Here is a 23284-nt window from a genome sequence, read left to right on the forward strand (position 1 = left end):
AATCGACATGCCAGCCGTTCAAGAGCTGCCGTCGACCATCAAACGTTCGCCGAAGAGGGCCCAGAACATGTGGATCAAGGCCCACGACTCGGCCGTCAAGGAGTACGGCGAGGGGCGGCGTGCGCACATGACCGCGTTCGCCGCGCTCAAGGGCTCCTTCGAGAAGGTCGGCGACCACTGGGAGCCGAAGACCCAGAAGGGCCCCACCGGCAGGGGCGCCACCGCCCGCACCGCCACCGCCCGCACCGCCACCGCCCGCACCGGCACTAGCCGGATGACCGCGGCCGTGGACGCCAGCGCCAGCAAGGAGCACCTGCAGAAGGTGGCCGCCAAGCTGGGCGTGGTCGGCCGCTCGAAGATGAGCAAGCAGGAGCTCCTGAGTGCCATCAAGAAGGCCGGCAAGAAGGTCATGCCGAAGGCCGGCATGGGCACCAAGGCCGGTATGGGCACCAAGGCCACCATGGGGACCACGAAGTCCCGCATGGGGACGAAGTCCGCTGTAGGGACCACGAAAACCCGCACGGGGACGAAGGCCGGCATGGGGACCACCAAGTCCCGAATGGCGTCCAAGACCGGCATGGGCACCAAAGCCGGTATGGGCACCAAGGCCGGTATGGGGACCACCAAGTCTCGCATGGGGACCACGAAGTCCCGCATGGGGACGAAGAAGTCCCGGTGACCCACGTGACCCACTCATGAACGCCAGGACCCGCTCATCGGGCCCTCGTTCATGAGTGGGTCACTTCATGCGTGCCCCGGGTGCTCACAGCAGGCTCTTGACGGCCCCGGCGATGGCGTGTCGGTCGATGCCGGCGTCGGCGAGCTGCTCCCGCGGCGTCGCCGACCCGGGCAGCCCCGTCACGGCCAGCTTCACCACCCGCGGCCCCAGTTCGCTCACCGCGTCCATCACCGCGTCGCCCAGGCCGCCCTCCAGCCGGTGGTCCTCGACCGTGATCAGGTTGCCGGTGGTGGTGGCCGCCTCGGTCAGCGCCGCCGCGTCGACCGGTTTGACCGAGTACAGGTCGATCACTCCCACGGGGATGCCCGACTCGCGCAGGTCGTCGGCCGCCGCCAGGGCCTCGTGCACGGTCACGCCCGCCGCCACGATCGTGGCCCGGTCGCCGGGCGTGTGCCGCAGCACCCGTGAGCCGCCCACCGGGAAGCGTTCGCCCGGCTCGTAGATCACCGGCGTGTCGCCCCGCGTGGTCCGCAGGTAGGACACGCCCTCCAGCCCGGCCATCTCGGCGACCAGGGCCGCCGCCTGGTTCGCGTCGCACGGGTAGAGCACGGTGCTGCCGTACACGGTGCGCAGCATGGCCAGGTCCTCCAGGCCCATCTGGGACGGGCCGTCCTCGCCGATCGCCACGCCCGCGTGCGAGCCCACCAGCCGGATCGAGGCCCGGCTCACCCCCGCCATCCTGATGAAGTCGTACGCCCTGGTCAGGAAGGCCGCGAACGTGGCCGCGTACGGCTTCCAGCCCCGCACCTGCAACCCCACCGCCGCCGCCACGAGCTGCTGCTCGGCGATGTACATCTCGAAGAACCGCTCGGGGAACTCCTTGGCGAACGCCTCGGTCCTGGTCGAGTCGGCCACCTCGCCGTCCAGCGCCACGACGTCCCCGTGGGCGGCGCCGAGCGCGGCCAGCGCCTGCCCGTACGCGGTCCGCGTCGCGACCCGCTCGCCCACCGCGTACGCGGGCAGCTCCAGCCCGTCGGACTCGAACCGGAACGGCGCCGCCTTCACCGCTGGCTCGTGCACCGCGACGCGTACGTTCCTGAGCCCGCCCAGCTCCTTCACGGCCTTGTCCGGGTCCTTGAGCGGCTTGCCGTGGGCCCCCTCGCGGTTCTCGACCTCGTGCGCGCCTTCGCCCTTGCGGGTCTTGGCCAGGATCGCGGTCGGGCGGCGGCGGGTGTTGCAGGCGTCGCCGAGCGCGTAGTCGATCTGTCCGGGGTCGTGGCCGTCGATCTCGATCGTGTGCCAGCCGAACGCCCCGAACCTGCGCGCGTACGCCCCGGTGTCCCACCCGTGCCTGGTCGGGCCGCGCTGTCCGAGCCGGTTGACGTCCACGATCGCGGTCAGGTTGGCCAGCCCCTCGCAGCCGGCGTGCTCGGCGGCCTCCCAGATGGAGCCCTCGGCCAGTTCGCTGTCGCCGCACAACACCCAGACCCGGTACGGCACCCGCTCCAGCCGTCCGGCCATCGCCACGCCCACCCCGACGGGCAGCCCTTGGCCGAGTGAGCCGGTGGCGACGTCCACCCAGGGCAGGCGGGGGGTCGGATGCCCCTCCATGCGGCTGCCCCGCCGCCGGAACGACAGCAGCTCCTCGTCGGTGATCGCGCCCGCCGCCTTGTAGAGGGAGTAGAGCAGCGGTGAGGCGTGGCCCTTGGAGAAGATCAAGTGGTCGTTGGCCGGGTTGTCCGGGTCGTCGAAGTCGTAGCGGAGGTAGCAGGCGAACAACACGGCCATCAGGTCGGCGGCGGACATGGACGAGGTCGGATGGCCGGAACCGGCTTCGGCCGCGGCGCGTACGGAGTCGACGCGGAGCTGCGCCGCCAGCTCGGCCAGGTACTGAAGATCGCGTTCAGGCATGAAGACCTCCTGGAGTACGGTTCCTGTGACGCGAGCCCCGACGTCACCACGTCCACCCGTCCGCGCGGTGGCGTCGTGCCGCGCTCAGCCCGCCTCTCCGTTGTGCCGCCGCTTCTGCTTCTTCACGGCCAGGATCATGTCGACCACCGTGGCGACGGCCACCAGGACCGCGATGCCCGCCAGGACCCACGCCCTGGTGAGGATCCCCAGCACCGTGAACGCGAACAGGAAGACCAGCAGGTACGAGCCCACCCTGATGTGCACCACGTCGCGGGGCGTGGCCGGGACCATGGCATGACCTCGTTGGTCCCGCTCTTCATGCCACTTTCCGTTGTCCGACATGCCGCTCACCTGCCCGCCCCGTTTGCGGCCTAACGTCCGGGGGTAGCCCCGCCCGGCGTACCAGTGGAAAGGGAGCTTTTTACCTGATTAATACAGTTTGAGGTGTTGATGCCTGGGCATGCGGCGACAGAAGAGGGAGGCGAGCGATGGAAGCTCCGCAGTACGTCGCGGCCCGTGTCCAGCAGGCGCTGGCCGAGGACGGACGCACGCACGAGCTCGGAATCCGCGTCGACATCAGAGGCGACCAGCTCTTCCTGCGCGGCCAGGTGAGCGGGGCCGCACAGCGCGAGAGGCTCGGCCAGGTGGCGCACGAGGCCGCGCCCGAGTTCCATCTGCACAACGAGATCAACGTCGTTGAGGCCACCGAGCCAGGGGAGGATGAGCGTCTTGACTGACCTGCGCATAGCCGCCGTGGGTGACATCCACCTGGGCGAGGACGGCAGAGGCCAGTACCGCAAGAGACTGGAGGGCATCGAGGACCGCGCCGACGTGTTCATGCTGGCGGGCGACCTGACCAGGCACGGCACGATGGAGGAGGGCCACGTGGTCGCCGACGAGCTGCGCGGGCTGCCCATCCCGGCCGTCGCGGTGCTCGGCAACCACGACTACCACTCCGACCTCCAGTACGAGATCGCCAACGAGCTGCGCGAGGCCGGGGTGATGGTGCTGGACGACGACGGCGCGGTGATCCAGTGCGGTGACAAGAAGGTGGGCGTGGTCGGCGGCAAGGGGTTCGGCGGCGGGTTCGCGGGAAAGTGCGCGAGCGAGTTCGGCGAGCGCGAGATCAAGAACTTCGTCTCCCACACCCGCAACATCGCCGAGGCGTGGAAGGTGGCGCTCAAGGAGATCGTGGCCGACCACCGCGTCGTGCTGTCGCACTACTCCCCGATCAAGGAGACGCTGGAGGGCGAACCGCACGAGATCTACCCCTTCCTCGGCAGCTACCTGCTGGCCGAGGCGGTCGACACGGCGGGCGCCGACCTCATCCTGCACGGTCACGCGCACAAGGGCAGCGAGAAGGGCATGACGCCGGGCGGGATCAGGGTGCGTAACGTGGCCCTGCCGGTGCTCAACCGGGCGTACGCCGTCTACTGCCTGAGCTGCGACGAGGGCCTGCAGCCCGTGGCCTGACCCCTCAACGGCCCGCCCCTGACGTCGAAGCCGCCGGCCCCGCCGGGAGCCCGCCGACGACGAGAACGATCCCCGGAGCAGGTCATGGCGCCCCACGCCTACTTGACGATCGTTTGGGTAGCCCGCTCACATGAGCAGCCACGGGCACGCGGTCACCGACGCCATCCTCGACACGCTCAAACGGGCCAGCTCGGGGTTGAAGGACGCCGGGGTGAAGTTCGCGCTGGCCGGTGGCTGTGCGGCGTACGCCCGTGGCGCGGCCCCCTCCCTGCACGACGTGGACTTCGTGCTCACCGAGCACGACGTGCCCGCCGCGCTGGAGGCGCTGCGCGGCCTGGGCTTCCAGACGGCCAAGCCGCCGGAGGACTGGCTGGTCAAGGCGTACGACGAGGGGCGGCTGGTGGACCTGATCTACCGGGTGTCCGACCTGCCGATCACCGACGAGCTGCTCGACCGAGCCGAGCCGTTGAAGGCGTCCGCGGTGATCGTGCCCGTGCTGGAGGCCACCGACCTGGTGATCACGTGGCTGCTGCCGCTGTCGGAGCACGCCTGCGACTACGGCGCGCTGCTGGCCCAGGTGCGCGCGCTGCGCGAGCAGGTGGACTGGCCGCGCGTGGCGGCGGTCGTGTCGGACTCGCCGTACGCGATCACGTTCGTCACCCTGCTGGAGCGGCTGGCCGTGCTCGACGGCCCGGTGGTGCCGTCGGGCGACTCGAAGTGGCCCTGACCGGCCGCTGACCAGCCGCTGACCAGCCGCTGATCAGCCGCGCCGCGTCGCGGCGGTGACCCGCTTGAGAATCCGGTCCCACTCGGTGCCGAACGGGTTGTCCTGCACGAGGTACGTCCACGTGGCCGTGGGCCGCTTCAGATCGGGCTCCGGCGCCTCGAACGACTCCAGCGACCGCTTCTCCACCTCCGCCAGCAGCGACTTGTACTCGGCCACCGCCTCCCGGTGGAACTCGTCGACCGGGCTCATCCGGCCCAGTGCCCGCAGGTGGATGCCCTCGCGCAGGTCGGTCAGGAACGCCAGGTGCTCGGTCCAGCAGCGGTCGATCGCGTGCAGCACGATCTGCCGGGCCTTCTCGTCGCGGGTTTCTTCCGGCAGGTCCTCCCACCGCCCGGAGTCGGCCTCGGCCAGCGCCTTGGCGGCGGCGTCGCCGTGCAGCACCTTGTCGCGCCATTCGAGGATCAGCTCGCGCTGGCGCTCGAGCAGCCGGGTGTAGCGCCACGTGTTGCGGTGGATCTCCAGGTTGACGCCCTCGGCGACGCGCTGCGCGTGCCCCACGAGGTACGCGCCGCGCCGGTGGCGCACCACCCCGTCGGCGTCGGCGGCGGGCGGACGCTCGTCGGGCACGAACTGGGTGATCAGATCATCCTTCATGCTGACGAAGAACACCGAGCCGCCCGGGTCGCCCTGCCGCCCGGCCCGCCCGCGAAGCTGGTCGTCGAGGCGGCTGCTGGCGTGCCGGCCCGAGCCGATCACGTAGAGGCCGCCCAGCTCGGCCACGCCCTCCCCGAGGCGGATGTCGGTGCCGCGCCCGGCCATCTGGGTGGAGACGGTGATGGCGTCGCGCTCGCCCGCCCTGGCGATGATCGCGGCCTCTTCCGCGTCGTTCTTGGCGTTGAGCACGACCGGCTCCAGGTCGCGCCGCTGCAGCAGCTTGGCGAGGTTTTCCGACTCGGCCACGTCGAGCGTGCCGATGAGGATGGGCCTGCCGGTCTCATGGACCGCCTGGATCTCCTCGACCAGCGCCGCGTCCTTGTCGGGAACGGTCGGGTAGATGCGGTCGAGCTCGTCGACCCGCACGCACGGCCGGTTGGGCGGGATCACCGCGACCTTGAGCCCGTAGAACTCGCCGAGCTGCTCGCTGACGGCCACGGCCGTGCCGGTCATGCCGCAGATCTGCGGATAGCGGCGGATCAGGCCCTGGACGGTGATCGAGTCGAGGATCTCGCCCTTCTCGCTCGGCGGCAGCGCCTCCTTGGCCTCCACGGCCGCCTGCAGGCCGTCGGGCCAGCGCTGCAACAGCGCCACCCGGCCGCGCGAGGGGTTGATGAGCTGCACCTTGCCGTCGCGCACGATGTAGTCGACGTCGCGCGCGAGCAGCGAGTGGGCGTGCAGGGCCAGGTTGAGCTCGATGAGCGTGCCTGGCTCGTGCTCGTCGTAGAGCTCGACGCCGAGGAGGTTCTCCACGCTGTCGGCGCCCTTGGGGGTGAGGTAGACGTTGCGGGCCTGCTCGTCGATCTCGTAGTGGTAGCCGCGTACGAGCTGCCTGACCAGCGCGGCCATCTCCGGTACCGCGCTGCCCGGGTCGGCCGCCCCGGCCATGACCAGCGGCACGCGGGCCTCGTCGACCAGCACGGAGTCGGCCTCGTCGATCAGGGCCACCTCGGGAGCGGGCACGATGATCTCGCCCGCGTCGGTACGCAGCCGGTCGCGCAGCACGTCGAACCCGATCTCGCTGACGGGCCCGTAGGTGACGCTCTTCGCGTACGCCTCGCGCCGCTCGGCGGGCGAGGAGTTTTGCCCGATCCAGCCCACCGTGACGCCGAGCGCCTCGTAGAAGGGGCCCATCCACTCGGCGTCGCGCCTGGCCAGGTAGTCGTTGACCGAGATGACGTGCACCCGCTTGCCCTGCAGGGCGTAGCCGGCCGCCGCCATGGCCCCCGAGAGGGTCTTGCCCTCACCGGTGGCCATCTCGGCGACCTTGCCGTCGAGCAGGGCCAGCGTCCCCAGGAGCTGCACGTCGTACGGGCGCAGCCCGAGCGTCCGGTCGGCGGCCTCGCGCGCGACCGCGCAGAACTCGGCCAGGTCCTTCATGTCGGGCACGGGAAGCTCGTCGAGCCCGCGCACCCGCTCGGCGCGCGCGTCGGCCGCCTTGACGGTCTTCTGGTAAGGCGTCAGGGGGACGCCTCCTGGACGATCCAGGAGGTTCCTCAGTATTCCCTTGATCGAGGCCACAGTTCCTCCAACGCGCGCTGCGCCGACACCGTTCCCCCGGCCGGGGCGGAGAGCGGAGCGACGATTCGGCAAGCGCCGCCGTACCGGACCTTAACTCATCCGAGGGCTGAGACCGTCACATCACGCCGTATCGGCCCGTGCGGTCAGCACCACGACGGCGGCCAGCAGCAACGCGCAGCCGCACCACGCCGCCGGCGTGAGCCGTTCGCCGAACACCACGACGCCCAGCAGCGCCGCGCCCACCGCCTCGCCGAGCGAGATGATCGACACGGTGGTGGCCCGCAGGGCGGTCAGCGCACGGAAGAACAGCCCGTACGCCAGCGCCGTCGGCACCGCCCCCAAGTAGACGAGCAGGGCGACCGTCTCCCAGGTCAGCACCGGCACCACCCCTTCGGCCAGCGCGAACGGCGCCAGGCACACCGCCCCGACCACGAACCCGCCGACCGCCACGGTCGCGGGGTCGTCGCCGTTGTGGCGCCTGGACAGGAGCGTGACCCCGGCGTACCCGGCGGCCGAGGTGAGGGCGAAGGCGACGCCGAGCGCCGAGGAGGCCCCGGCCTGCACCGCCGCCTCGCCCGTGAGCAGGACGAGCCCGGCCAGCGCGGCGGCCAGGGCGACGAGCCCGACCCGGCCGAGCCGCTCGCGCAGCAGGAAGCGGCTGCCCAGGGCGGTGAAGACGGGAGTGGCGCCCATCGTCACCACGGTCGCCACGGCGACGCCTGAGTGGGCGATCGCGGCGAAGTACGCGGTCTGGTAGACGGCCATCCCGGCGCCGACGACCAGGAGACGCCCGTTGAGAGGCCCGTTGAGCAGCCCGCCGACGCGGGCCCGGCGGGCCAGGACGAGGAGGAAGGCGGCGCCGAGCAGGTAGCGCCACAGGGAGACGCCGACGGGGCCGAGGCCGCCGGTCTCGAAGAGCAGGGATCCGGCGGCGCCGCCGGTGCCCCAGGCGGTCGCGGCCACGGACACGTAAAAGGTGCCCCGCCGGGCGGAGACATGGGTCATGACAGGGGTTCTCCGGGTGGAGTGGTCGGTATGGGCCCGGTGTGCGGGCAGCAACCACCCCCGGATCGGTCAGACCCGGAATGTCAGGAAACGCCGCCGCCCGCTAGCGGGCCGGCGGCGGGGAGCAGATGAGGCGCCGATGCATGGGCCCACCTTAGCCGGGCCACCCCGTGTCCTGCCGACCTGGGGCGAGCGGCGGGTGGGGATCGTCATACCTGACAGAAGATGGCAGGTACGGCTGGCAGGCTCCCCGGCATGACGACGAAAGCAAACCTCCTCGCCTTCTCCATCGACTGCGCCGATCCCCGGGCACTGGCCGCCTTCTACCACGAGGTCACCGGAATGGAGATCACGTACGCCGAGGACGAGTACGCCGCCCTCACCGACGGCACCGTCAGCATCTACTTCGGCCGCGTCGCCGACCGTGAGCCGGTCGTGTGGCCGAGCCCCGACAAGCAGTTCCACCTCGACTTCCGGGTGCCCGACATGGAGCGGGCGGCCGAGGAGTACGTCGCCCTGGGGGCCACCAGGCCCGAGTTCCAGCCGGGGATCACCGAGGAGGGCACCCGCTGGATCGTCCTGCAGGACCCGCAGGGCCACCTCTTCTGCCTCTGCCCCCTCCAGTCGTAGCCCGACGTTCGACAAGGACGACAAGGACGGCACAGGTGTGGGTTCGAGGATGGCCATATGTTCGTGCAGGTCGCGACTGATTTAGTCTGATGTTTCCGACCAAAGGATGACCCTCGGGCCTGCCCGGACTCTTAAGCTGGAGCAATGCTGCTGAACGTACCCCTGCTCCTGCGCGGGCCGCGATGACCTGGGTCGGCATGCTGATCGCGCTGGCAGGGGCGCTGGGCTACGCCCTCGGCGCCGCCCTGCAACAGTACGAGGTCGTCGCCGAGGGCGCCTCGCTGAGCCTGGTGAGACGCCCCCGCTGGTGGGTCGGCGGCATCATCTCCTTCACCGGCGCCTGCCTGCACGCCGTGGCGCTGAGCTTCGCGCCGCTGGTCGCCGTCCAGCCGATCAGCGTCGCCACGCTGGTGTTCGCCGTGCCGCTGGCCGCGTTCATGTACGGGCGCAGGCCGTACCGGGCCGAGATCCTGGGCTCGATCGCCGTGGCCGTGGGCCTGCTCTGGCTCATGCTGCTGGTGCCCACGCACAACGTGACGCCCAGGCTGGGCAATGCGGCGGCGCTCGGGTTCATCGCCGTGATCGGGGTGATCGCGCTGGTCACCCAGGTGGCCGCGGGCAGGGTGCACGGGGCGTCCAGGGCGTTGCTGCTGTCGGTGGGGGCCGGGGCCGTCACCGCGAGCGTGTCCACGTTCGTGCGGGTGGTGGGCGGCGGGATGCAGGGCGACTGGGGGCGGCTGGTCCACTGGTTCAGCCTGGCCGTGCCCGTGCTGCTGGTGTGCGCCGTGGTGCTGCTCCAGCGTTCGTACGCGGTGGGCTACTTCGGCATCGCCTACGCCGGGGTCCAGGTGGTCGATCCCATCACCTCGGTGCTGGCCGGGGCGATCCTCCTCGGTGAGCCGCTGCCCACCTCGCCCTCGACGGCCGTCCCCGCCCTGATGGCCGCCGCGCTGACCGTCGGCGGCACGATCACGCTGGGCCGGCTCACCCCTGACCATCACGGCAAACCCAGCACGTCGCCGCCCGTCGCCGTCCCAGGGCCCGTCGCGCCGCGACTCGAGCGCGCGGTCCCCGTCCACTCCGCGCCGGTGGACGCGACCTCCCGTCCCTCGCCCGCGACCTCCGAACTGGGCTGAGCGTCAGCACACCTCCCGGTACGCCACCTCCGGCAGGTGCCGCGCCCATTCCGCGGGCGTGAGCGGGCCGTACCGCCCGCACACCCACGCGCCCCGATCAGCCGGGACGCCCGGTGGCGCCAGGTCGATGGTGAGCACCGTGCCGCGTCCCGCCAGCACCCGCAGCCACCTGCCGTCGCCGGACAGCGCCGCCCGCGCGGGCCGGTCGGCCGAGGCCGGTAGTTGCCGCTCGGCCAGCAGGGTCCCGTCGGCGAGCCGCCACACCCGTACCCGGTCGCTGTCGGTGCTGACCAGGAGCCGCCCGTCCGGGCTGAAACGCAGGAGGCCGGGGGAGGGGCGCAGGCGGGTGTGCCGCGCGGGGACGCCGTCGAGCCCGTAGACCTGGATGCCGCTCTCCTCGGCGATGGCCACCCGCTCCCCGTCGGGCGCGAACGTCGTGTACTCCCACGGCATCCGCTCCAGCCACGGCGCGGGCGACGCCCGGCCCGCGCGCCTGACCTGCGACTCCCGCCCGTCGAACACCAGCGCCACCCCGTCCTGGGGGCCGACCACGGCGTACCGGCCCACGTACGCGGCCCGCTCCGCCCGCAGGTCCCACGCCCACCGCTCACCCGACTGCCGGGCCGCCGCGAACAGCAGCCCGCCTCCCGGGCTGAACCACGCCATCTGCTCACCGGGCGCGCCGAGCCCGCGGCCGAAGGGCGGGCCCACGGTCCCGGTACGCAGGTCGTACAGGTAGGAGCGGTCGACGCCGACGAGCGCCAGGGTGCGGCCGTCCGGGGCCCAGGCCATCGCGCGGACGCTCTGCGCCGGCCCCGCCGTCGTGGCGACCGTACGGCCCGAGGCCAGGTCGTACAGGCGCAGCAGGCCCTCCTCCAAGGCGGCCAGCGTGGCCCCGTCGTCGCTGATGGCGTGCAGCGTGCGCGGCCCCGCGTACGGGTCGGCGAACACCCCCACCGCCACGTCCCCGGCCTCCAGCGCCCGCCGCGCCTCCGGGATCGGGGCCAGCCGCCAGGCGGCCAGGCTCAGCTTGCGCGCGGTCACCGGATCGGCCACCCGCAGCGCCTCCGCCCGCGAGGCCGCCACCCTGGCCATGGCCTCGTCCAGCCGCTCGTCGGCGACGCCGCGCTGCCAGAGGGCGAGCAGCGCGGCCACCAGCGCCACCGTCACCAGCCCCGCCGTGGCCGCCCGCCGCCCGCGTCCGCGCCGCCGCAGCCGGGCGAGCCCCGCGTCGAGGAACGTCTGCTCGCCCGCGCTCAACGTCATCCGCCGCCGTCCACCGGCCGCCCAGGCCACCGCCCGGTCCAGCGGTTCCCCCCGGAAGAGCAGCGCCGCCCGCCGCCCGCCCGCCTCCCACTGCCGTGCGGCCTCCGCCAGCTCGCGGTGCACGGCCAGCCCCGCCCGTTCGCCGTCCAGCCATTCGCGCAGCCGCGGCCAGGCCCGCAGCAGCGCCGCGTGCGCGATCGCCACCGTCGCTGGGGGCGGCGAGGTCTCCAGGGGCTCCGGGGTCGCCGTCCGCGCCTCCCCGTACGCCCCGGCCTCGCGCTCGACCAGGCCCGCCGCCCCGTACGCCGCCAGCACTCCCTCGATCGCCGCGACCTCGTCCGCGTCGCGCCCGGCCACCAGCTCGTCCCTGGCGGCGGTGACGACGGTGTCGGCGCCGTCGGCGTCGAGCCCCACCAGCCGCAGGAGCACGTCGGGCACCAGCTCCTGCTCGGCCGGGCTGAGCTTGAGATAGACGGTCTCGGCGCGGGCCCCGAGCGGCGGGTCGTCGACGGGCTCGGGCGGCAGCAGGCGGCCCTGCTGGGACTGGGGCGCGTCGAGGAGGGACATCAGGAGCTGGCGGGCGCCGGGGCGGCGTTCCGGGTCGCGGTCGAGGGCGGCGGCCACGAGCCCGCGAAGGGGCCGGTCGAGGCGTTCGCCGCCGCGTAATCGTTCGCCGGGGCCGTAGGCGGCGTAGACCAGCAGCCGTCCCCAGGCCAGCACGTCGGCGGGCGGCCCGCCGCCGTCGGCCGCCAGGCCGAGCCCGACCAGCCGGGGACCGTCCGCGCCCAGGACGACCTTGGCGGGGGTGAGGGCCCCGTGGCACGCGCCCGCCTCGTGCACGGCGGCCAGCGCGGTGGCGGTGGCCGTGGCCAGCCGGTAGAGGTCGTCGCCCGCGTAGGGGCCGTGGCGGTCGACGACCTGGCGCAGGGTGGGGCCCGCGACGTACTCGCTGACCAGGTAGGGGTGCTCGCCGTCGAGCCGCGCCTCGGTCAGCTCGGCGACCGACAGCGAGCGCACCTGCCGGGCGGCCGCGGCCGAGGCGGCGAGCCCGGCCCTGGCCTCGTCGTCCGGCGGGCGGGGCAGGCCGAGGGCGTGGCGGGCGCCCGACTCGTCGTACGCCTCGTGCACGGCGACGTGCCCGCCGCCGTCGAGCCGGGCACCGAGCCAGTAGCCCCCAAACCGATCACTCATGCGGGATCAGAGCCGCCCTTCCGCGAAAGGTCCGAGCGGGCCCTGACGCGGTGCTACGAGAGGTGCAGGCGGGCCCTCAAGCGGTCGCGGTGCTGCGGCCACTCCTCTTCGAGGATGCCGAAACAGGCGGTGTCGCGCCAGGTGCCGTCCGGCCTCTTGCGGTGGCGGCGCAGGGTGCCCTCGTGCACGCCGCCGATGCGCCTGATGGCCTCCTGCGACCTGAGGTTGAGGTGGTCGGTCTTGAGCAGCACGCGGTTGTGGCCGAGCGCGAACGCGTGGTCGATGAGCAGCAGCTTGCAGCTCGTGTTCACGGCCGTGCGCCAGACCTCGCGGCCGTACCAGGTCCAGCCGATCTCCACGCTGGCGTCGAAGCCGGGCACGTCGCCGTACGTGGTCCAGCCCACGGCCCGCCCGTCCTCCTTGCGTACGACGGCGAGCGGGACGTGCCCGCCGTCCTCGATCAGCCCCAGGGCCGCCTTGCCCAGCTCCTCCTCCGAGCGCGGGGTGTCGATCGGCAGCCAGCGCCAGACGTCGTCGTCCCCGCCTCCGGCGGCGAACAGGTCGGGGATATGCCCCATGGTGAGGGGTTCGAGCCGGACGACGTCGTTCTCGAGCACCACCGGCGCGGGTAGCTTCGCGGTCATGGCGGCAACCTTACGAGTCCCGTCCCGTCACGCTCATGGCCACCTGGCGGCTTTTGCCGGGAACCACCTGTCGACACTCATACCGGCCGGTCGGTAGGCTCGCAGCATGGACTTCGCCTTCGACACCGTCACCGAGGACCTGCGCGAGCGACTGCTCCGCTTCATGGACGAGTGCGTCCATCCCGCCGAGCCCGCCTACGAGGAGCAGGCGCGGACCAGCGGCTGGGCCCCGCCGCCGCTGATCGAGGACCTGAAGGACGAGGCCAGGAAGCGCGGCCTGTGGAACCTGTTCCTGCCCGGCGAGCACGGCGCCGGCCTGACGAACCTCCAGTACGCGCCCCTGGCGGAGATCATGGGCCGCAGCCCCGTCCTCGCCCCCACGGCCACCAACTGCGCCGCGCCCGACACGGGCAACATGGAGGTGCTGTCGATGTTCGGCAGCGCCTGGCAGCGCGAGGAGTGGCTGCGCCCGCTGCTCGACGGTGAGATCCGCTCGGCGTTCGCGATGACCGAGCCCGACGTGGCCTCCTCCGACGCCACGAACATCGCCACGTCCATCGCCCGCGACGGCGACGAGTACGTCATCAACGGCCGCAAGTGGTTCATCTCCGGCGCGATGAACCCCAACTGCAGGATCTTCATTGTCATGGGCAAGACGAACCCCGACGCGCCCAAGCACCGGCAGCAGAGCATGATCCTGGTGCCCCGCGACACGCCCGGCGTGCGGATCGAACGCGGCATGCACGTCTTCGGCTACACCGACGCCGACCACGGCGGGCACGCCGAGATCGTGTTCGAGGACGTACGCGTCCCGGCCGCCAACCTCGTCGGCGAGGAGGGCGGCGGCTTCGCCATCGCCCAGGCCAGGCTGGGGCCCGGCCGCATCCACCACTGCATGCGCCTGATCGGCATGGCCGAGCGCGCGGTCGAGTTGATGTGCCGGCGGGCGCTGGCCAGGACCACGTTCGGCAAGCCGATCGCCCAGCAGGGCGTGGTCCAGGACTGGATCGCCGAGTCCCGCATCAGGATCGAGCAGGCCCGCCTGCTCGTGCTCAAGACGGCCTGGCTGATGGACACGGTGGGCAACCAGGGCGCCCACACCGAGATCCAGGCCATCAAGATCTCCACCCCCGTCACCGTGGAGTGGATCCTCGACAAGGCCGTCCAGGTGCACGGGGCGGGCGGCGTCTCCCAGGACTTCCCGCTGGCCGGGCTCTGGGCGGGGGCCCGCTCGCTGCGCCTGGCCGACGGCCCCGACGAGGTGCACAAGCGGTCGCTGGCCTATCGCGAGCTGAAGAGGTGGATGTGAACGAGGCGGAGATCAGGGAGCGCGTGGCGGCGTTCCTCGGCGAGCACGACCCGGGCGGCGACCGGCCGGCGTTCCTGCGGGCCAGGTTCGACGCCGGGCTGGCCTGGGTGTGGTTCCCTGAAGGGCTCGGCGGGCTGGGCGCCTCCCGGGAGCTGCAGCAGGTCGTGGAGGGTGAGCTGGCCGGCACGCCGCAGCTCAACAGCGGGCTCCAGGGCATCGGCCTGGGCATGGCGGCGCCGACGATCCTGGCGTTCGGGAACGAGGAGCAGCGGCGCCGCTTCCTGCGTCCGCTGTGGACGGGGGAGGAGATCTGGTGCCAGCTCTTCAGCGAGCCGGGCGCAGGCTCCGACCTGGCCACCCTGGCCACCAGGGCGGTCATGGACGGCGGCGAGTGGGTGGTGGACGGCCAGAAGGTCTGGACGTCCGGCGCCCACCACGCCCGGTGGGCCATCCTCGTCGCGCGTACCGACCCCGGCGTGCCCAAGCACCGCGGCCTGACGTACTTCGTCTGCGACATGCGCGCCCCCGGCGTCGAGGTCCGGCCGCTGCGGCAGATCACCGGGGAGGCCGAGTTCAACGAGGTGTTCCTGACCGGGGTGCGGCTCTCCGACGACCTGCGGCTGGGTGAGGTCGGCGACGGCTGGCGGGTCGCGCAGACCACGCTGATGAACGAGCGGGTGGCCATCGGCGGCGCCCCCACCCGGCGGGGTGGAGGGGCGATGGCCGCCGTGCTGGACGCCTGGCGCGAGCGGCCCGAGCTGCGTACCCACGAGCTGCACCAGCGGTTGCTGGCGCTGTGGGTGGAGGCCGAGGTCACCCGCCTGTCCGGGGCGCGGCTGCGCGAACAGCTCGCCGCCGGGCAGCCAGGGCCGGAGGGGTCGGGCATGAAGCTCTCGTTCGCCCGGCTCAACCAGGCGCTGACCGGGCTCGACCTGGAGTTCCGGCGCGACCTGGGCTACGACGACTGGACGTTCCGCCGCTCGGAGGACGTCGACTTCTACGGCCGCGGCCCCGGCTACCGCTATCTGCGGGCCAAGGGCAACTCCATCGAGGGCGGCACCTCCGAGATCCTGCGCAACATCATCTCCGAACGGGTGCTCGGCCTGCCCTCAGAACCCCGTGTCGACAAGGACGTGCCCTGGAAGGACCTGCCGCGATGACGCTGCTCTACTCCGAGGTCGAGGAGGAGCTGAGAGCCTCCGTACGCGGTCTGCTGGCCGACCGCTGCCCGCACTCGGCCGTGCTCGGGCGCGTCGAGTCCGAGCCGTACGACCTGGGCCTGTGGAAGACGCTGGCCGGCGAGATCGGGGTGGCCGGGCTGCTGGTGCCCGAGGAGCTGGGCGGGGCCGGGGCGTCGGCCAGGGAGGCGGCCGTGGTGCTGGAGGAGCTGGGCCGGGCCGTGGCGCCGGTGCCGTTCCTCACCAGCGCGGTGCTGGCCACGCGGGCGCTGCTGCCGACCCGTGACGCGCTGCTCGCGGAGCTGGCGGAGGGGCGTGCCACCGCCGCGCTCGCCGTGTCGTTCGTCGCGTCGCCGTACCGGCCCGAGCGGGGCTCGTCCGTGAGCGTGGACGGTGACGGGCGGCTGTCAGGGACGGTCACCGGCGTGGCCGGGGCCGACGTGGCGGACGTGCTGCTGGTGCCGGTGGACGGCGACCTGTACGCGGCCGAGGGCGTCCCGGTGGCGGCCGGGCCCTCGCTCGACCTGACCAGGCCGGTGGCCACCGTCACGTTCGACCGTGCCGAGGCCAGGCGCGTGGGCACGTGCGACCTCGCCGCGGTGCTGCGCTTCGGGGCCGGGCTGCTGGCCTCCGAGCAGCTCGGCGTGGCGGAGTGGTGCCTGGAGACGACGCTGGCCCACGTCAAGGAGCGTCACCAGTTCGCCCGGCCGGTCGGCTCCTTCCAGGCGATCAAGCACCGGCTGGCCGACCTGTGGCTCGACGTGGTCAGGGCCAGGGCCGCCGCCAGAGCCGCCGCCGTAGACGCTGCTGGAGCCGCCGCTGGAGACGCAGCCGGGGCGGCCGACGCGGAACTGCCGGTCTCCGCGGCCGTGGCGCAGGCGTGGAACGCGGTCGTGGCCGTGCGCGCGGCCGAGGAGGCACTCCAGCTCCACGGCGGCATCGGGATGACGTGGGAGCACCCCGTCCATCTCTATCTCAAGCGCGCCAAGGCCACGGAGATCGCGCTGGGCACGCCCGGCGACCACCGCGCGGCGCTGGCCTCACTCGTCGGGGTGCCCGGCCCCGAGTGAGGCGAGCAGCAGGTCGGCGAAGTGCCTGCCCACCTGGGCGCCGGTCAGCGGGCCTTCGGCATGGAACCACGTGCCCAGGTGGTGCACCGAGCCGAAGAAGTAGTCGACGACCAGCTCCGCCGGGACGCGGTCGCTGAAGAGGCCGGCGCGCTGGCCTTCGGCCACGAGCGCGCGGAAGCGTTCGTGGTAGCGGCGGCGCTCGGCGCGCACGGTCTTCTGCGTCTCGGGCGCGAGCAGGTGGTTGGACCGGAAGAAGATCTTCGAGTCGTCGAGGTTGGCGGCGGTGGTCTCCACGACGTCGGCGGCCGCCCTGTGCAGGCGCTCCCGCGCCGTGCCCGGTCCGTCGGCGATCTGCGTCAGCCGGTCCGTCTGCATGCGCAGCACCCGGGCGTAGATCTCGTGCAGCAGGTCGTCCTTGGAGTCGAAGTAGTGGTACATGGCGCCCTTGGTCACCCCCGCCGCCACCACGATCTCCTGCACCGAGGTGCTCTCGAACCCGCGCGCGGCGAACAGCCTGGTCGCCTCGGCGAGCAGGCGCTGTCTGACCGGTTCCTCTTTCACATGGCCCCCCTTGGTCACCGCCCCAGCATACCGACTGGTCGGTTGTTGGTCTTGCGGGTACTAATTACGTCACCTTAGGCTCGCCTTGGTCGCGAATTGGGTATCCCTTGACCGGCGAGGGATCTTCGGCGTGGCAGATCCTGCACAACTACTCATTCGGGGAGTTTGCCGTGCCCGGTGGCTCTATCTACGTGCAGCCCAACGAGAAGTACACAGGCTCTTCCCCGCAGTGGTGGTACGAGAAGTTCTGGCGTGAGGACGCCGCGAACCGGCGCAAGTACCGGTATGCCAAGGCCGCTGTGGGATTCGTCATCGGCGTGGCCCTGGGGCTGAGGTTCGGGCTCGAAGGCGCCTCCGCGCTGACCGGCCTGCTGCTGGCCGGGGCCGTGGCCGGCGGCGACTGGCTCGTCTACTGGTACTCATTCCACAAGACGGCGGTGTGGCGCGGGGCGCGACGCGGCGAGACGATCACGGGGCGCGCCCTGCGCCGATCGCTCGGCCGCTCCGGCTACCGCGTCCTCGACGGACGGGCGATCCGCGGCCAGGCGTCCATCGACCACCTCGTGATCGGGCCCGGCGGCGTGTGGATCGTCGACAACGAGTCCTGGAGCCCCGACACCGAGATCGCCTGCTACGCGGGGCGGCTCTTCTTCGGCGAGAAGTACGGCAGCAAGGTCGCCAAGGCCCTGGTCGAGCGGGCCGAGGCGTTCGCCGAGCTGCTGACGCGCGAGACCGGCGTCCCGGTGACCATCACGCCCGTGATGGCGGTGCACTGCGGCCTGATGCCCAAGGGCGGCGTGGTGATGGCCGAGGGTCTCACGCTGCTCCGGCCGAAGCTGGCGGCCAGGCTGATCAGGGCGGCCGACGGCGACGTGCTCGACGACGCCCAGATCGAGCTGCTGACCCGCACCGCGGCCCGCGAGCTGCAACGCGTCTGAGCCCAGGGGCTCAGGCCAGCGTCTCGATGAACGCGGTGAGCTGGGCGACGTTGCGGCACTCGTACATGGGGACGACGGCGCCGTAATCACCGGCCACCGAGTCGCCGGTGTCCCACTGGGGCCGCGGCTCGGGGTTGAGCCAGTACGCGTGGCGGGCCCTGGAGACGAGCGACGCGAGCACGTCCAGCGCGGGCGGCTGGTAGTTGGAGCGGGCGTCGCCCAGGATCAGCAGCGACGTCTTCGGGCCGATCGCGTCGCCGTACCGCTCGGCGAAGCGCTCCAGGGAGTGCCCGTAGTTCGTCCGCCCGAACCGGACCAGGTCGGCCTCGTTCGCCAGCCTGGCCATGGCCTCGACCACGTCGGAGCCCGGCAGGAAGAACCGGGTGATCTCGTCCACGGTGTCCACGAACCCGAACGCCCGCACCTTCGTGAACTGCTCGCGCAGCGCGTACGTGAGCAGCAGCGTGAAGTGGGCGAACGACGAGACCGAGTCGCTGGTGTCGCAGAGCACGACCAGCTCCGGCCGGTGCGGGCGCGGCGGCCTGAAGTGGGTGTCCAGCGGCACCCCGCCGCTCTGCAGCGAGGCTCGCATGGTCCGGCGGAAGTCGAGGCGGCCCCGCCTGCCCTTCCTGTGCCTGATGGTCAGGCGCGCGGCCAGCCGCCGGGCCAGCGGGTGCACCTCCCTGCGCAGCCTGGCCAGGTCGGCCCTGGTGGCGCGCAGGAAGTCGACCTGGTCGAGCGGGGGACGGACGGCCGAGCGGGCGATGCGTTCGATCCCGGAGTCCTCGGCGATGCGGCGGCGTACGTCGGTGGCCACGGCGTCCTCGAAGCGCCGCAGGTTGGCGTGGACGCGGCGGCGTACGTTCTGCTCCGCCAGCCCGCCGCGCTCACCGCCCCGCAGCACCTCGCGCAGGATGCCGGCCATCAGCGTCTCGGGCGAGAGGGCGCGCAGCACGCTGTAGGAGAACCAGTTCTGGCGGCCGGGCCCGGCCTCCTGCCTGCCGAACCGCGCCACCACGGCCTGGACGAACTCGCGCAGTTCCTGGTCGGTCGAGCCGATCAGCAGCCCCGCGAGGTGCTCGCGCAGCTCCTCGACCTCGGCCGTCGCCAGGTCCGTACGGGGTGACGCGGGCCGGAGGCCGCTCATGGCGGCCGGGAACCACAGGTCGAACAGCACGTCGAACCCCGGCCGGTAGGCCGGCTTCTTGACCAGCGTGGCCGCGTAGGCGGCGCGCAGCGACTCGCGGTCGGCCAGCTCGATCACCCGCAGCGCGTTGGCCGCGTCGAGCCCCTCGGCGACCGACACCGGCAGCCCGGCCGCGCGCAGCGCGTGCACGAAGCCGACGTGCCGGTCGACCAGCGACCCGCCCGTGGCCGTCTCAGGCATCGGGCAGCCCCAGTTCCTTGACCGCCCGGGTGTGGTCGGAGGCGTGCTTGAGCACCACGCCCAGCGTGCCGGCGACGGTCGCCTCGTCCAGCTCGTCCCGTCCGAGTGCCAGCAGGGTGTTGGCCCAGTCCACGGTCTCGGCCACGGAGGGGGCCTTCTTCAGCTCCAGCGCCCGCAGCGTCGCCACGGTCCTGACGAGCTGCTCGGCCAGGTCGGCACGGAAGCCCGGCACCTGGGCCAGCACGATGTCCCGTTCGCGCTCGGGGGTGGGGTATCCGAGGTGCAGGTAGAGGCAGCGCCGCTTGAGCGCCTCCGACAGCTCGCGGGTCGCGTTCGAGGTCAGCACCACGTACGGCCTGCGCGTGGCGACGATCGTGCCCAGCTCGGGGATGGTCACCTGGAAGTCGGACAGCAGCTCCAGCAGCAGCCCCTCGACCTCGACATCGGCCTTGTCGGTCTCGTCGATGAGCAGCACGGTCGGCCCCTCGGCCCTGATGGCCTTGAGCAGGGGCCGCTCCAGCAGGAACTCCTCGCCGAAGATGTCGTCGTCGGCGCTGGTGGCCTGGATCCGCAGGAGCTGCTTCTTGTAGTTCCACTCGTACAGGGCCCTGGCCTCGTCGAGGCCCTCGTAGCACTGGAGGCGGACGAGGCCGGCCCCGGTCGCCTGGGCCACGGCCTTGGCGAGCTGGGTCTTGCCCACCCCGGCCGGCCCTTCGACCAGCAGCGGCTTGCCCAGCGCGGCGGCCAGGAACACCGAGGTGGAGATGGCGTCGTCGGAGAGGTAGCCCACAGCGGCGAGCCGTTCCGTCACGTCGGCGGGCGAGTCGAACATCGCTGATCCTGTCTGCCGGTGGCGTGCCGAGCTTTATTCTAGCGGTTGGATGTCCGCCTGATTCCGATTCGACCAGGATCCTGATCGCCGGTATATTCCTTTGTGCCAGCGCCGCTAGCTCAGTTGGTTAGAGCAGCTGACTCTTAATCAGCGGGTCCGGGGTTCGAGTCCCTGGCGGCGCACCGCACAGAAACCCCAGGTCAGTTCGCTGATCTGGGGTTTTGTCGCTTCGCTGGTCCTAACCAGTGACGATCGCCCGATCGGTGTCGGCCAGGGACTGGTTCGGCGCGGTGATGACGGCTTGCCGGGCGAACGGCGGGAGTCCGTCCAGGCGCTCCCAAGCTGTACGAGACCCCCCGGGTAACATCTGTCGTGGCAGCCGCCGACATTCCTGCTGGTCATGGAGGGCTAACGGTGCACAGCGCAAGTGATCCCGAAGCCGACATCCGGGCTCGGCTCCAACAGCACTGGGAGGCCTCCGAACGCGGGGACGTCGACGCTGAGCACGCGATCTACGCTGCCGACGCGATCCTGGACTACCCGCAGTCGGGCGAGCGCTTCAGGGGCCGGTCAAGGATCCAGGCGCAACGCGGCAGGCACCCGGCCGAACGCCACTTCGCCATCCGCCGGATCCTGGGCGGCGGCGACCTTTGGGTGAGCGAGTGCGTGATCACCTATGACGGCGTGCCCACGTACTCGCTCAGCGTCATGGAGATCACCGACGGTCTCGTGACGCACGAGACCCAGTACTTCGCCGACCCCTTCCCCGCGCCTCCCGAGCGCGCTGCGCTGGCTGAGCCCATTCCAGCCCGCGACAGATAAGCCGATTGGGCTGTCCAGCCAGTGGACGCCATCGACCAGACCTTGCCCGAGACCGACGCAGCGAGTGGGGTGGACCTGTCCCGGATGGCCGGACAGCCCGTGGGCCGTGAGCGCGGCGGCGGGACGAGAACCGACCGGGGGAAGGCCGGCTGCTGCCTGCCGATCTCGCGGCGAGGGCTCTCCCGTACGTGGTCAAGAGAGCGTTGGGGGTCGGCGTAGGGGCCTCGAGCGACCGGAACTCCTACCCTCGCTCAATGCCGGTGGCGCCGTGGGTGAGGCGGTAGGCCGGGTTTCAGTTGGCGGAGGGTGTAGCCGTCGCCCGCCGGGTCCAGGGATCTGGTGGCCTGCTTGAAGAGGTACTGGGCCCGTTCGTAGGACAGGCGGCGACGGCCGGTCTCCGGGCACAGGTCGGCGGGAGCCGGCGTGCGGGCCGGGCCGGGACGGCGGTCGGCGAGGAACACCGGGCCCCGGGTACGGCCGGCCACGAGCCGGGGGAGGAGCCGGGCGGTCTCGGAACGCCAGCTCACCCAGGTGCCGCCGACGCGGGCCCGCCGGTCGTCCAGGTCCAGGTCCTCCACGTTCATTGACAGGACGGTGCTCACCCCGGCGGCGGACTCGTGCAGGAGCCGCCACAGGGTGCGTTCGCGCAGGGGCAGGCCGGGACGGTTCCACAGCGCGTCGAGCCGATCCGCACCGATCGTCTCCGTCCTGGGCCGGGTCTCGCCCCGCCGGTCGAGGCCCGCCGCGAGGTCGTCCAGGGCCGCCCACGCGCCGAAGGAGCGGACGGCGGCCCGATGCCGGTTCCACGTCGCGGGCGCCGCCCCGCCCCAGGTCGTCGCGAACACCTGCGTCACCTGGTCGGCGGTCAGAGAGGCCAGCGGCAGGTGACCGCCCAGGGACCGGCACAGGCGTCCCAGGGTCTGCCCGTACGAACGGACCGTTCCGGCGTCGAGGTCGTCGCGAGCGAGGAAGTCGCTGGCGGCCTGGGCGAGGGTGACCTCCGGCTGACCGGGGACGGCGATCTCGTCGGCGCGGCGGCGCAGGAAGTCGCGTTCCGCCGCATTCCTGGTCAGGGCCGCGGCCCGTGCGAACTCCAGCCGGGCCTCGTCGTGCCGTCCCAGCCGGGCGAGGAGATCGCCCCGGACACCGGGCAACAGGTGGTAGTCGCGCAGCGCGGGCTCGTCGGTCAACGTGTCGACCAGGGTGAGCCCCGCCTGCGGCCCCTGCGCCATCCCGACCGCCACCGCCCGGTTGAGCTGCACGATCGGCGTCGGCAGTAGCCGGACCAGCGCGGCGTACAGGGCCGCGATCCGCGCCCAGTCGGTGTCCTCGGGGGTCCGGGCCTGCGCGTGGCACACGGCGATCGCGGCCTGCAGCGCGTACGGGCCGGGCGAGCCGCCGCTCTCCCGCACCCGCAGCATGGCGGTGAAGCCGCGCCGGATGAGCAGTTGGTCCCAGCGCCCCCGGTTCTGCTCGTGCAGCGGGACGGGCTCGCCCGCCGACCCGATACGCGCGGCCGTACGGGACGCCTGAATCTCCATCAGCGCGACCAGCCCGTGCACCTCCGACTCGTGCGGTGCCAGCCCGGCCAGCAACCGGCCCAGCCGCAGCGCCTCCAGGCAGAGGCCCGGCCGCATCAGATCGTCCCCGGACGTGGCCGCGTACCCTTCGTTGAAGATCAGGTAGATGACCTCCAGCACCGACGACAGGCGCTCGGCCAGGGCGGACCCCTCCGGCAGTTCGAACGGGACCCGTTCCTCGGCCAGCCTCCGTTTCGCCGCGGCGATGCGCCGGGCGACGGTCGGCTCGTCGACCAGGAACGCCCGCGCGATCTCCGCGGCCGTCAGGCCGCCGAGCAGTCGGAGCGTCAGCGCGACCCGCGCCTCGGTGGGCAGCACCGGGTGGCAGGAGATGAACATCAGCCGCAGGACGTCGTCCTGCTCCGAGGAGTCCTGCTCCGAGGCGTCCTGGCGTTCGTCGAGTTCGCGGGCGAGCTGCTCGTGTCTGCGTTCCCTGCGCTGGGAGCGCCGGAGGTGGTCGATCGCCCGCCGTTTGGCGGTCGTCATGAGCCAAGCGCCGGGGTTGTCCGGGATGCCCGACTCGGGCCACTGTTCGAGTGCGGCGACGAGCGCGTCCTGGGCGAGTTCCTCGGCGAGGCCGACGTCGTGCACCATGCGGGTGAGCGCTGCGATGATCTTGGCAGACTCGAATTTCCAGACCGCGTCGACGGTGCGATGGGCGGCGGTCACGATGTCGATGACAGCACCAACCCCGGCCCGATCGCAAGCCG

Annotated in this window: 20 protein-coding genes, 1 tRNA gene and 1 pseudogene; 12 read left to right on the forward strand and 10 right to left on the reverse strand. The window is 72.2% G+C overall.

Annotation, left to right across the window (positions count from 1 at the left end):
- Positions 1-7 precede the first annotated feature (7 nt).
- Positions 8-679 carry a ChaB family protein gene (locus ACZ6S0_RS18640; RefSeq protein WP_465918822.1) on the forward strand — a complete coding sequence of 224 codons (672 nt, stop codon included), beginning with the start codon at positions 8-10 and terminating at the stop codon, positions 677-679.
- A gap of 84 nt (positions 680-763) precedes the next feature.
- On the opposite strand, the gene ACZ6S0_RS18645 is transcribed toward ACZ6S0_RS18640, so the two are convergent.
- Entirely contained in the window at positions 764-2590 is a 1827-nt protein-coding gene (locus ACZ6S0_RS18645) for a transketolase (RefSeq protein WP_465918825.1), read from the reverse strand.
- 84 nt (positions 2591-2674) lie between these two features.
- Positions 2675-2881, reverse strand: coding sequence for a hypothetical protein (locus tag ACZ6S0_RS18650; RefSeq protein WP_465918829.1), 207 nt, complete (start codon positions 2879-2881; stop codon positions 2675-2677).
- Between the two features lie 197 nt (positions 2882-3078).
- On the opposite strand from ACZ6S0_RS18650, the gene ACZ6S0_RS18655 reads away from it, so the two are divergent.
- The 3 genes from ACZ6S0_RS18655 (at position 3079) to ACZ6S0_RS18665 (ending at position 4790) form a co-directional block, all read left to right on the forward strand.
- Complete coding sequence (locus ACZ6S0_RS18655; protein WP_465918832.1) at positions 3079-3327, forward strand: BON domain-containing protein; 249 nt, start codon at positions 3079-3081, stop codon at positions 3325-3327.
- A complete protein-coding gene (locus ACZ6S0_RS18660; RefSeq protein ID WP_465918836.1) occupies positions 3311-4063 on the forward strand; it encodes a metallophosphoesterase family protein in 753 nt (250 codons plus the stop codon). The genes ACZ6S0_RS18655 and ACZ6S0_RS18660 overlap by 17 nt, the downstream gene beginning before the upstream one ends.
- A gap of 130 nt (positions 4064-4193) precedes the next feature.
- Complete coding sequence (locus ACZ6S0_RS18665) at positions 4194-4790, forward strand: nucleotidyltransferase (protein WP_465918837.1); 597 nt, start codon at positions 4194-4196, stop codon at positions 4788-4790.
- A gap of 33 nt (positions 4791-4823) precedes the next feature.
- On the opposite strand, the gene secA2 is transcribed toward ACZ6S0_RS18665, so the two are convergent.
- Both secA2 and ACZ6S0_RS18675 read right to left on the reverse strand, forming a co-directional pair.
- Positions 4824-7025 (reverse strand): accessory Sec system translocase SecA2, encoded by a 2202-nt coding sequence (gene secA2, locus ACZ6S0_RS18670; protein WP_465918840.1) that lies wholly within the window; start codon positions 7023-7025, stop codon positions 4824-4826.
- A gap of 120 nt (positions 7026-7145) precedes the next feature.
- Positions 7146-8030, reverse strand: coding sequence for a DMT family transporter (locus ACZ6S0_RS18675; RefSeq protein ID WP_465918842.1), 885 nt, complete (start codon positions 8028-8030; stop codon positions 7146-7148).
- Between the two features lie 255 nt (positions 8031-8285).
- On the opposite strand from ACZ6S0_RS18675, the gene ACZ6S0_RS18680 reads away from it, so the two are divergent.
- Positions 8286-8660 carry a VOC family protein gene (locus ACZ6S0_RS18680; protein ID WP_465918844.1) on the forward strand — a complete coding sequence of 125 codons (375 nt, stop codon included), beginning with the start codon at positions 8286-8288 and terminating at the stop codon, positions 8658-8660.
- Positions 8661-8842: 182 nt separating this feature from the next.
- Entirely contained in the window at positions 8843-9796 is a 954-nt protein-coding gene (locus ACZ6S0_RS18685; protein ID WP_465918846.1) for a DMT family protein, read from the forward strand.
- 3 nt (positions 9797-9799) lie between these two features.
- Here ACZ6S0_RS18685 and ACZ6S0_RS18690 read toward each other — a convergent pair whose 3' ends face one another.
- On the reverse strand, positions 9800-12253 hold the full coding sequence (locus ACZ6S0_RS18690; protein WP_465918848.1) for an nSTAND1 domain-containing NTPase: 2454 nt from the start codon (positions 12251-12253) through the stop codon (positions 9800-9802).
- Between the two features lie 53 nt (positions 12254-12306).
- On the reverse strand, positions 12307-12897 hold the full coding sequence (locus ACZ6S0_RS18695; protein ID WP_465918850.1) for a GNAT family N-acetyltransferase: 591 nt from the start codon (positions 12895-12897) through the stop codon (positions 12307-12309).
- A gap of 106 nt (positions 12898-13003) precedes the next feature.
- Here ACZ6S0_RS18695 and ACZ6S0_RS18700 point away from each other — a divergent pair, with 106 nt between their 5' ends.
- From ACZ6S0_RS18700 to ACZ6S0_RS18710, 3 genes are read left to right on the forward strand one after another with little or no spacing between them, the layout of a single operon-like run.
- Positions 13004-14206: an acyl-CoA dehydrogenase family protein gene (locus tag ACZ6S0_RS18700; RefSeq protein ID WP_465918851.1), complete on the forward strand. Its 1203-nt coding sequence runs from the start codon at positions 13004-13006 to the stop codon at positions 14204-14206.
- A complete protein-coding gene (locus ACZ6S0_RS18705) occupies positions 14203-15366 on the forward strand; it encodes an acyl-CoA dehydrogenase family protein (RefSeq protein WP_465918854.1) in 1164 nt (387 codons plus the stop codon). The genes ACZ6S0_RS18700 and ACZ6S0_RS18705 overlap by 4 nt, the downstream gene beginning before the upstream one ends.
- Positions 15363-16454, forward strand: coding sequence for an acyl-CoA dehydrogenase family protein (locus tag ACZ6S0_RS18710; RefSeq protein WP_465918857.1), 1092 nt, complete (start codon positions 15363-15365; stop codon positions 16452-16454). Before ACZ6S0_RS18705 ends, ACZ6S0_RS18710 begins: the two co-directional genes overlap by 4 nt.
- Here the strand turns inward: ACZ6S0_RS18710 and ACZ6S0_RS18715 are convergent.
- Positions 16425-17015 (reverse strand): TetR/AcrR family transcriptional regulator, encoded by a 591-nt coding sequence (locus ACZ6S0_RS18715; protein ID WP_465918859.1) that lies wholly within the window; start codon positions 17013-17015, stop codon positions 16425-16427. The genes ACZ6S0_RS18710 and ACZ6S0_RS18715 overlap by 30 nt on opposite strands.
- A 170-nt stretch (positions 17016-17185) precedes the next feature.
- Here ACZ6S0_RS18715 and ACZ6S0_RS18720 point away from each other — a divergent pair, with 170 nt between their 5' ends.
- Positions 17186-17953 carry a nuclease-related domain-containing protein gene (locus ACZ6S0_RS18720; protein ID WP_465918861.1) on the forward strand — a complete coding sequence of 256 codons (768 nt, stop codon included), beginning with the start codon at positions 17186-17188 and terminating at the stop codon, positions 17951-17953.
- Positions 17954-17963: 10 nt separating this feature from the next.
- On the opposite strand, the gene ACZ6S0_RS18725 is transcribed toward ACZ6S0_RS18720, so the two are convergent.
- Together ACZ6S0_RS18725 and ACZ6S0_RS18730 are read right to left on the reverse strand one after the other, a co-directional pair.
- The gene (locus tag ACZ6S0_RS18725; RefSeq protein WP_465918864.1) at positions 17964-19340 is read right to left on the reverse strand and encodes a vWA domain-containing protein; all 1377 of its coding nucleotides are present in this window, start codon (positions 19338-19340) and stop codon (positions 17964-17966) included.
- On the reverse strand, positions 19333-20172 hold the full coding sequence (locus tag ACZ6S0_RS18730; RefSeq protein ID WP_465918866.1) for an AAA family ATPase: 840 nt from the start codon (positions 20170-20172) through the stop codon (positions 19333-19335). Before ACZ6S0_RS18730 ends, ACZ6S0_RS18725 begins: the two co-directional genes overlap by 8 nt.
- A gap of 108 nt (positions 20173-20280) precedes the next feature.
- On the opposite strand from ACZ6S0_RS18730, the gene ACZ6S0_RS18735 reads away from it, so the two are divergent.
- Positions 20281-20354, forward strand: a tRNA-Lys gene (locus tag ACZ6S0_RS18735).
- A gap of 232 nt (positions 20355-20586) precedes the next feature.
- Positions 20587-20994 (forward strand): nuclear transport factor 2 family protein, encoded by a 408-nt coding sequence (locus ACZ6S0_RS18740; RefSeq protein ID WP_465918870.1) that lies wholly within the window; start codon positions 20587-20589, stop codon positions 20992-20994.
- Between the two features lie 1028 nt (positions 20995-22022).
- On the opposite strand, the pseudogene ACZ6S0_RS18745 reads toward ACZ6S0_RS18740, so the two are convergent.
- Positions 22023-23246 (reverse strand): annotated as a pseudogene (locus ACZ6S0_RS18745) (RNA polymerase sigma factor); the annotation flags it as partial.
- Positions 23247-23284 lie beyond the last annotated feature (38 nt).

Source organism: Nonomuraea sp. NPDC051298 (assembly GCF_055586305.1).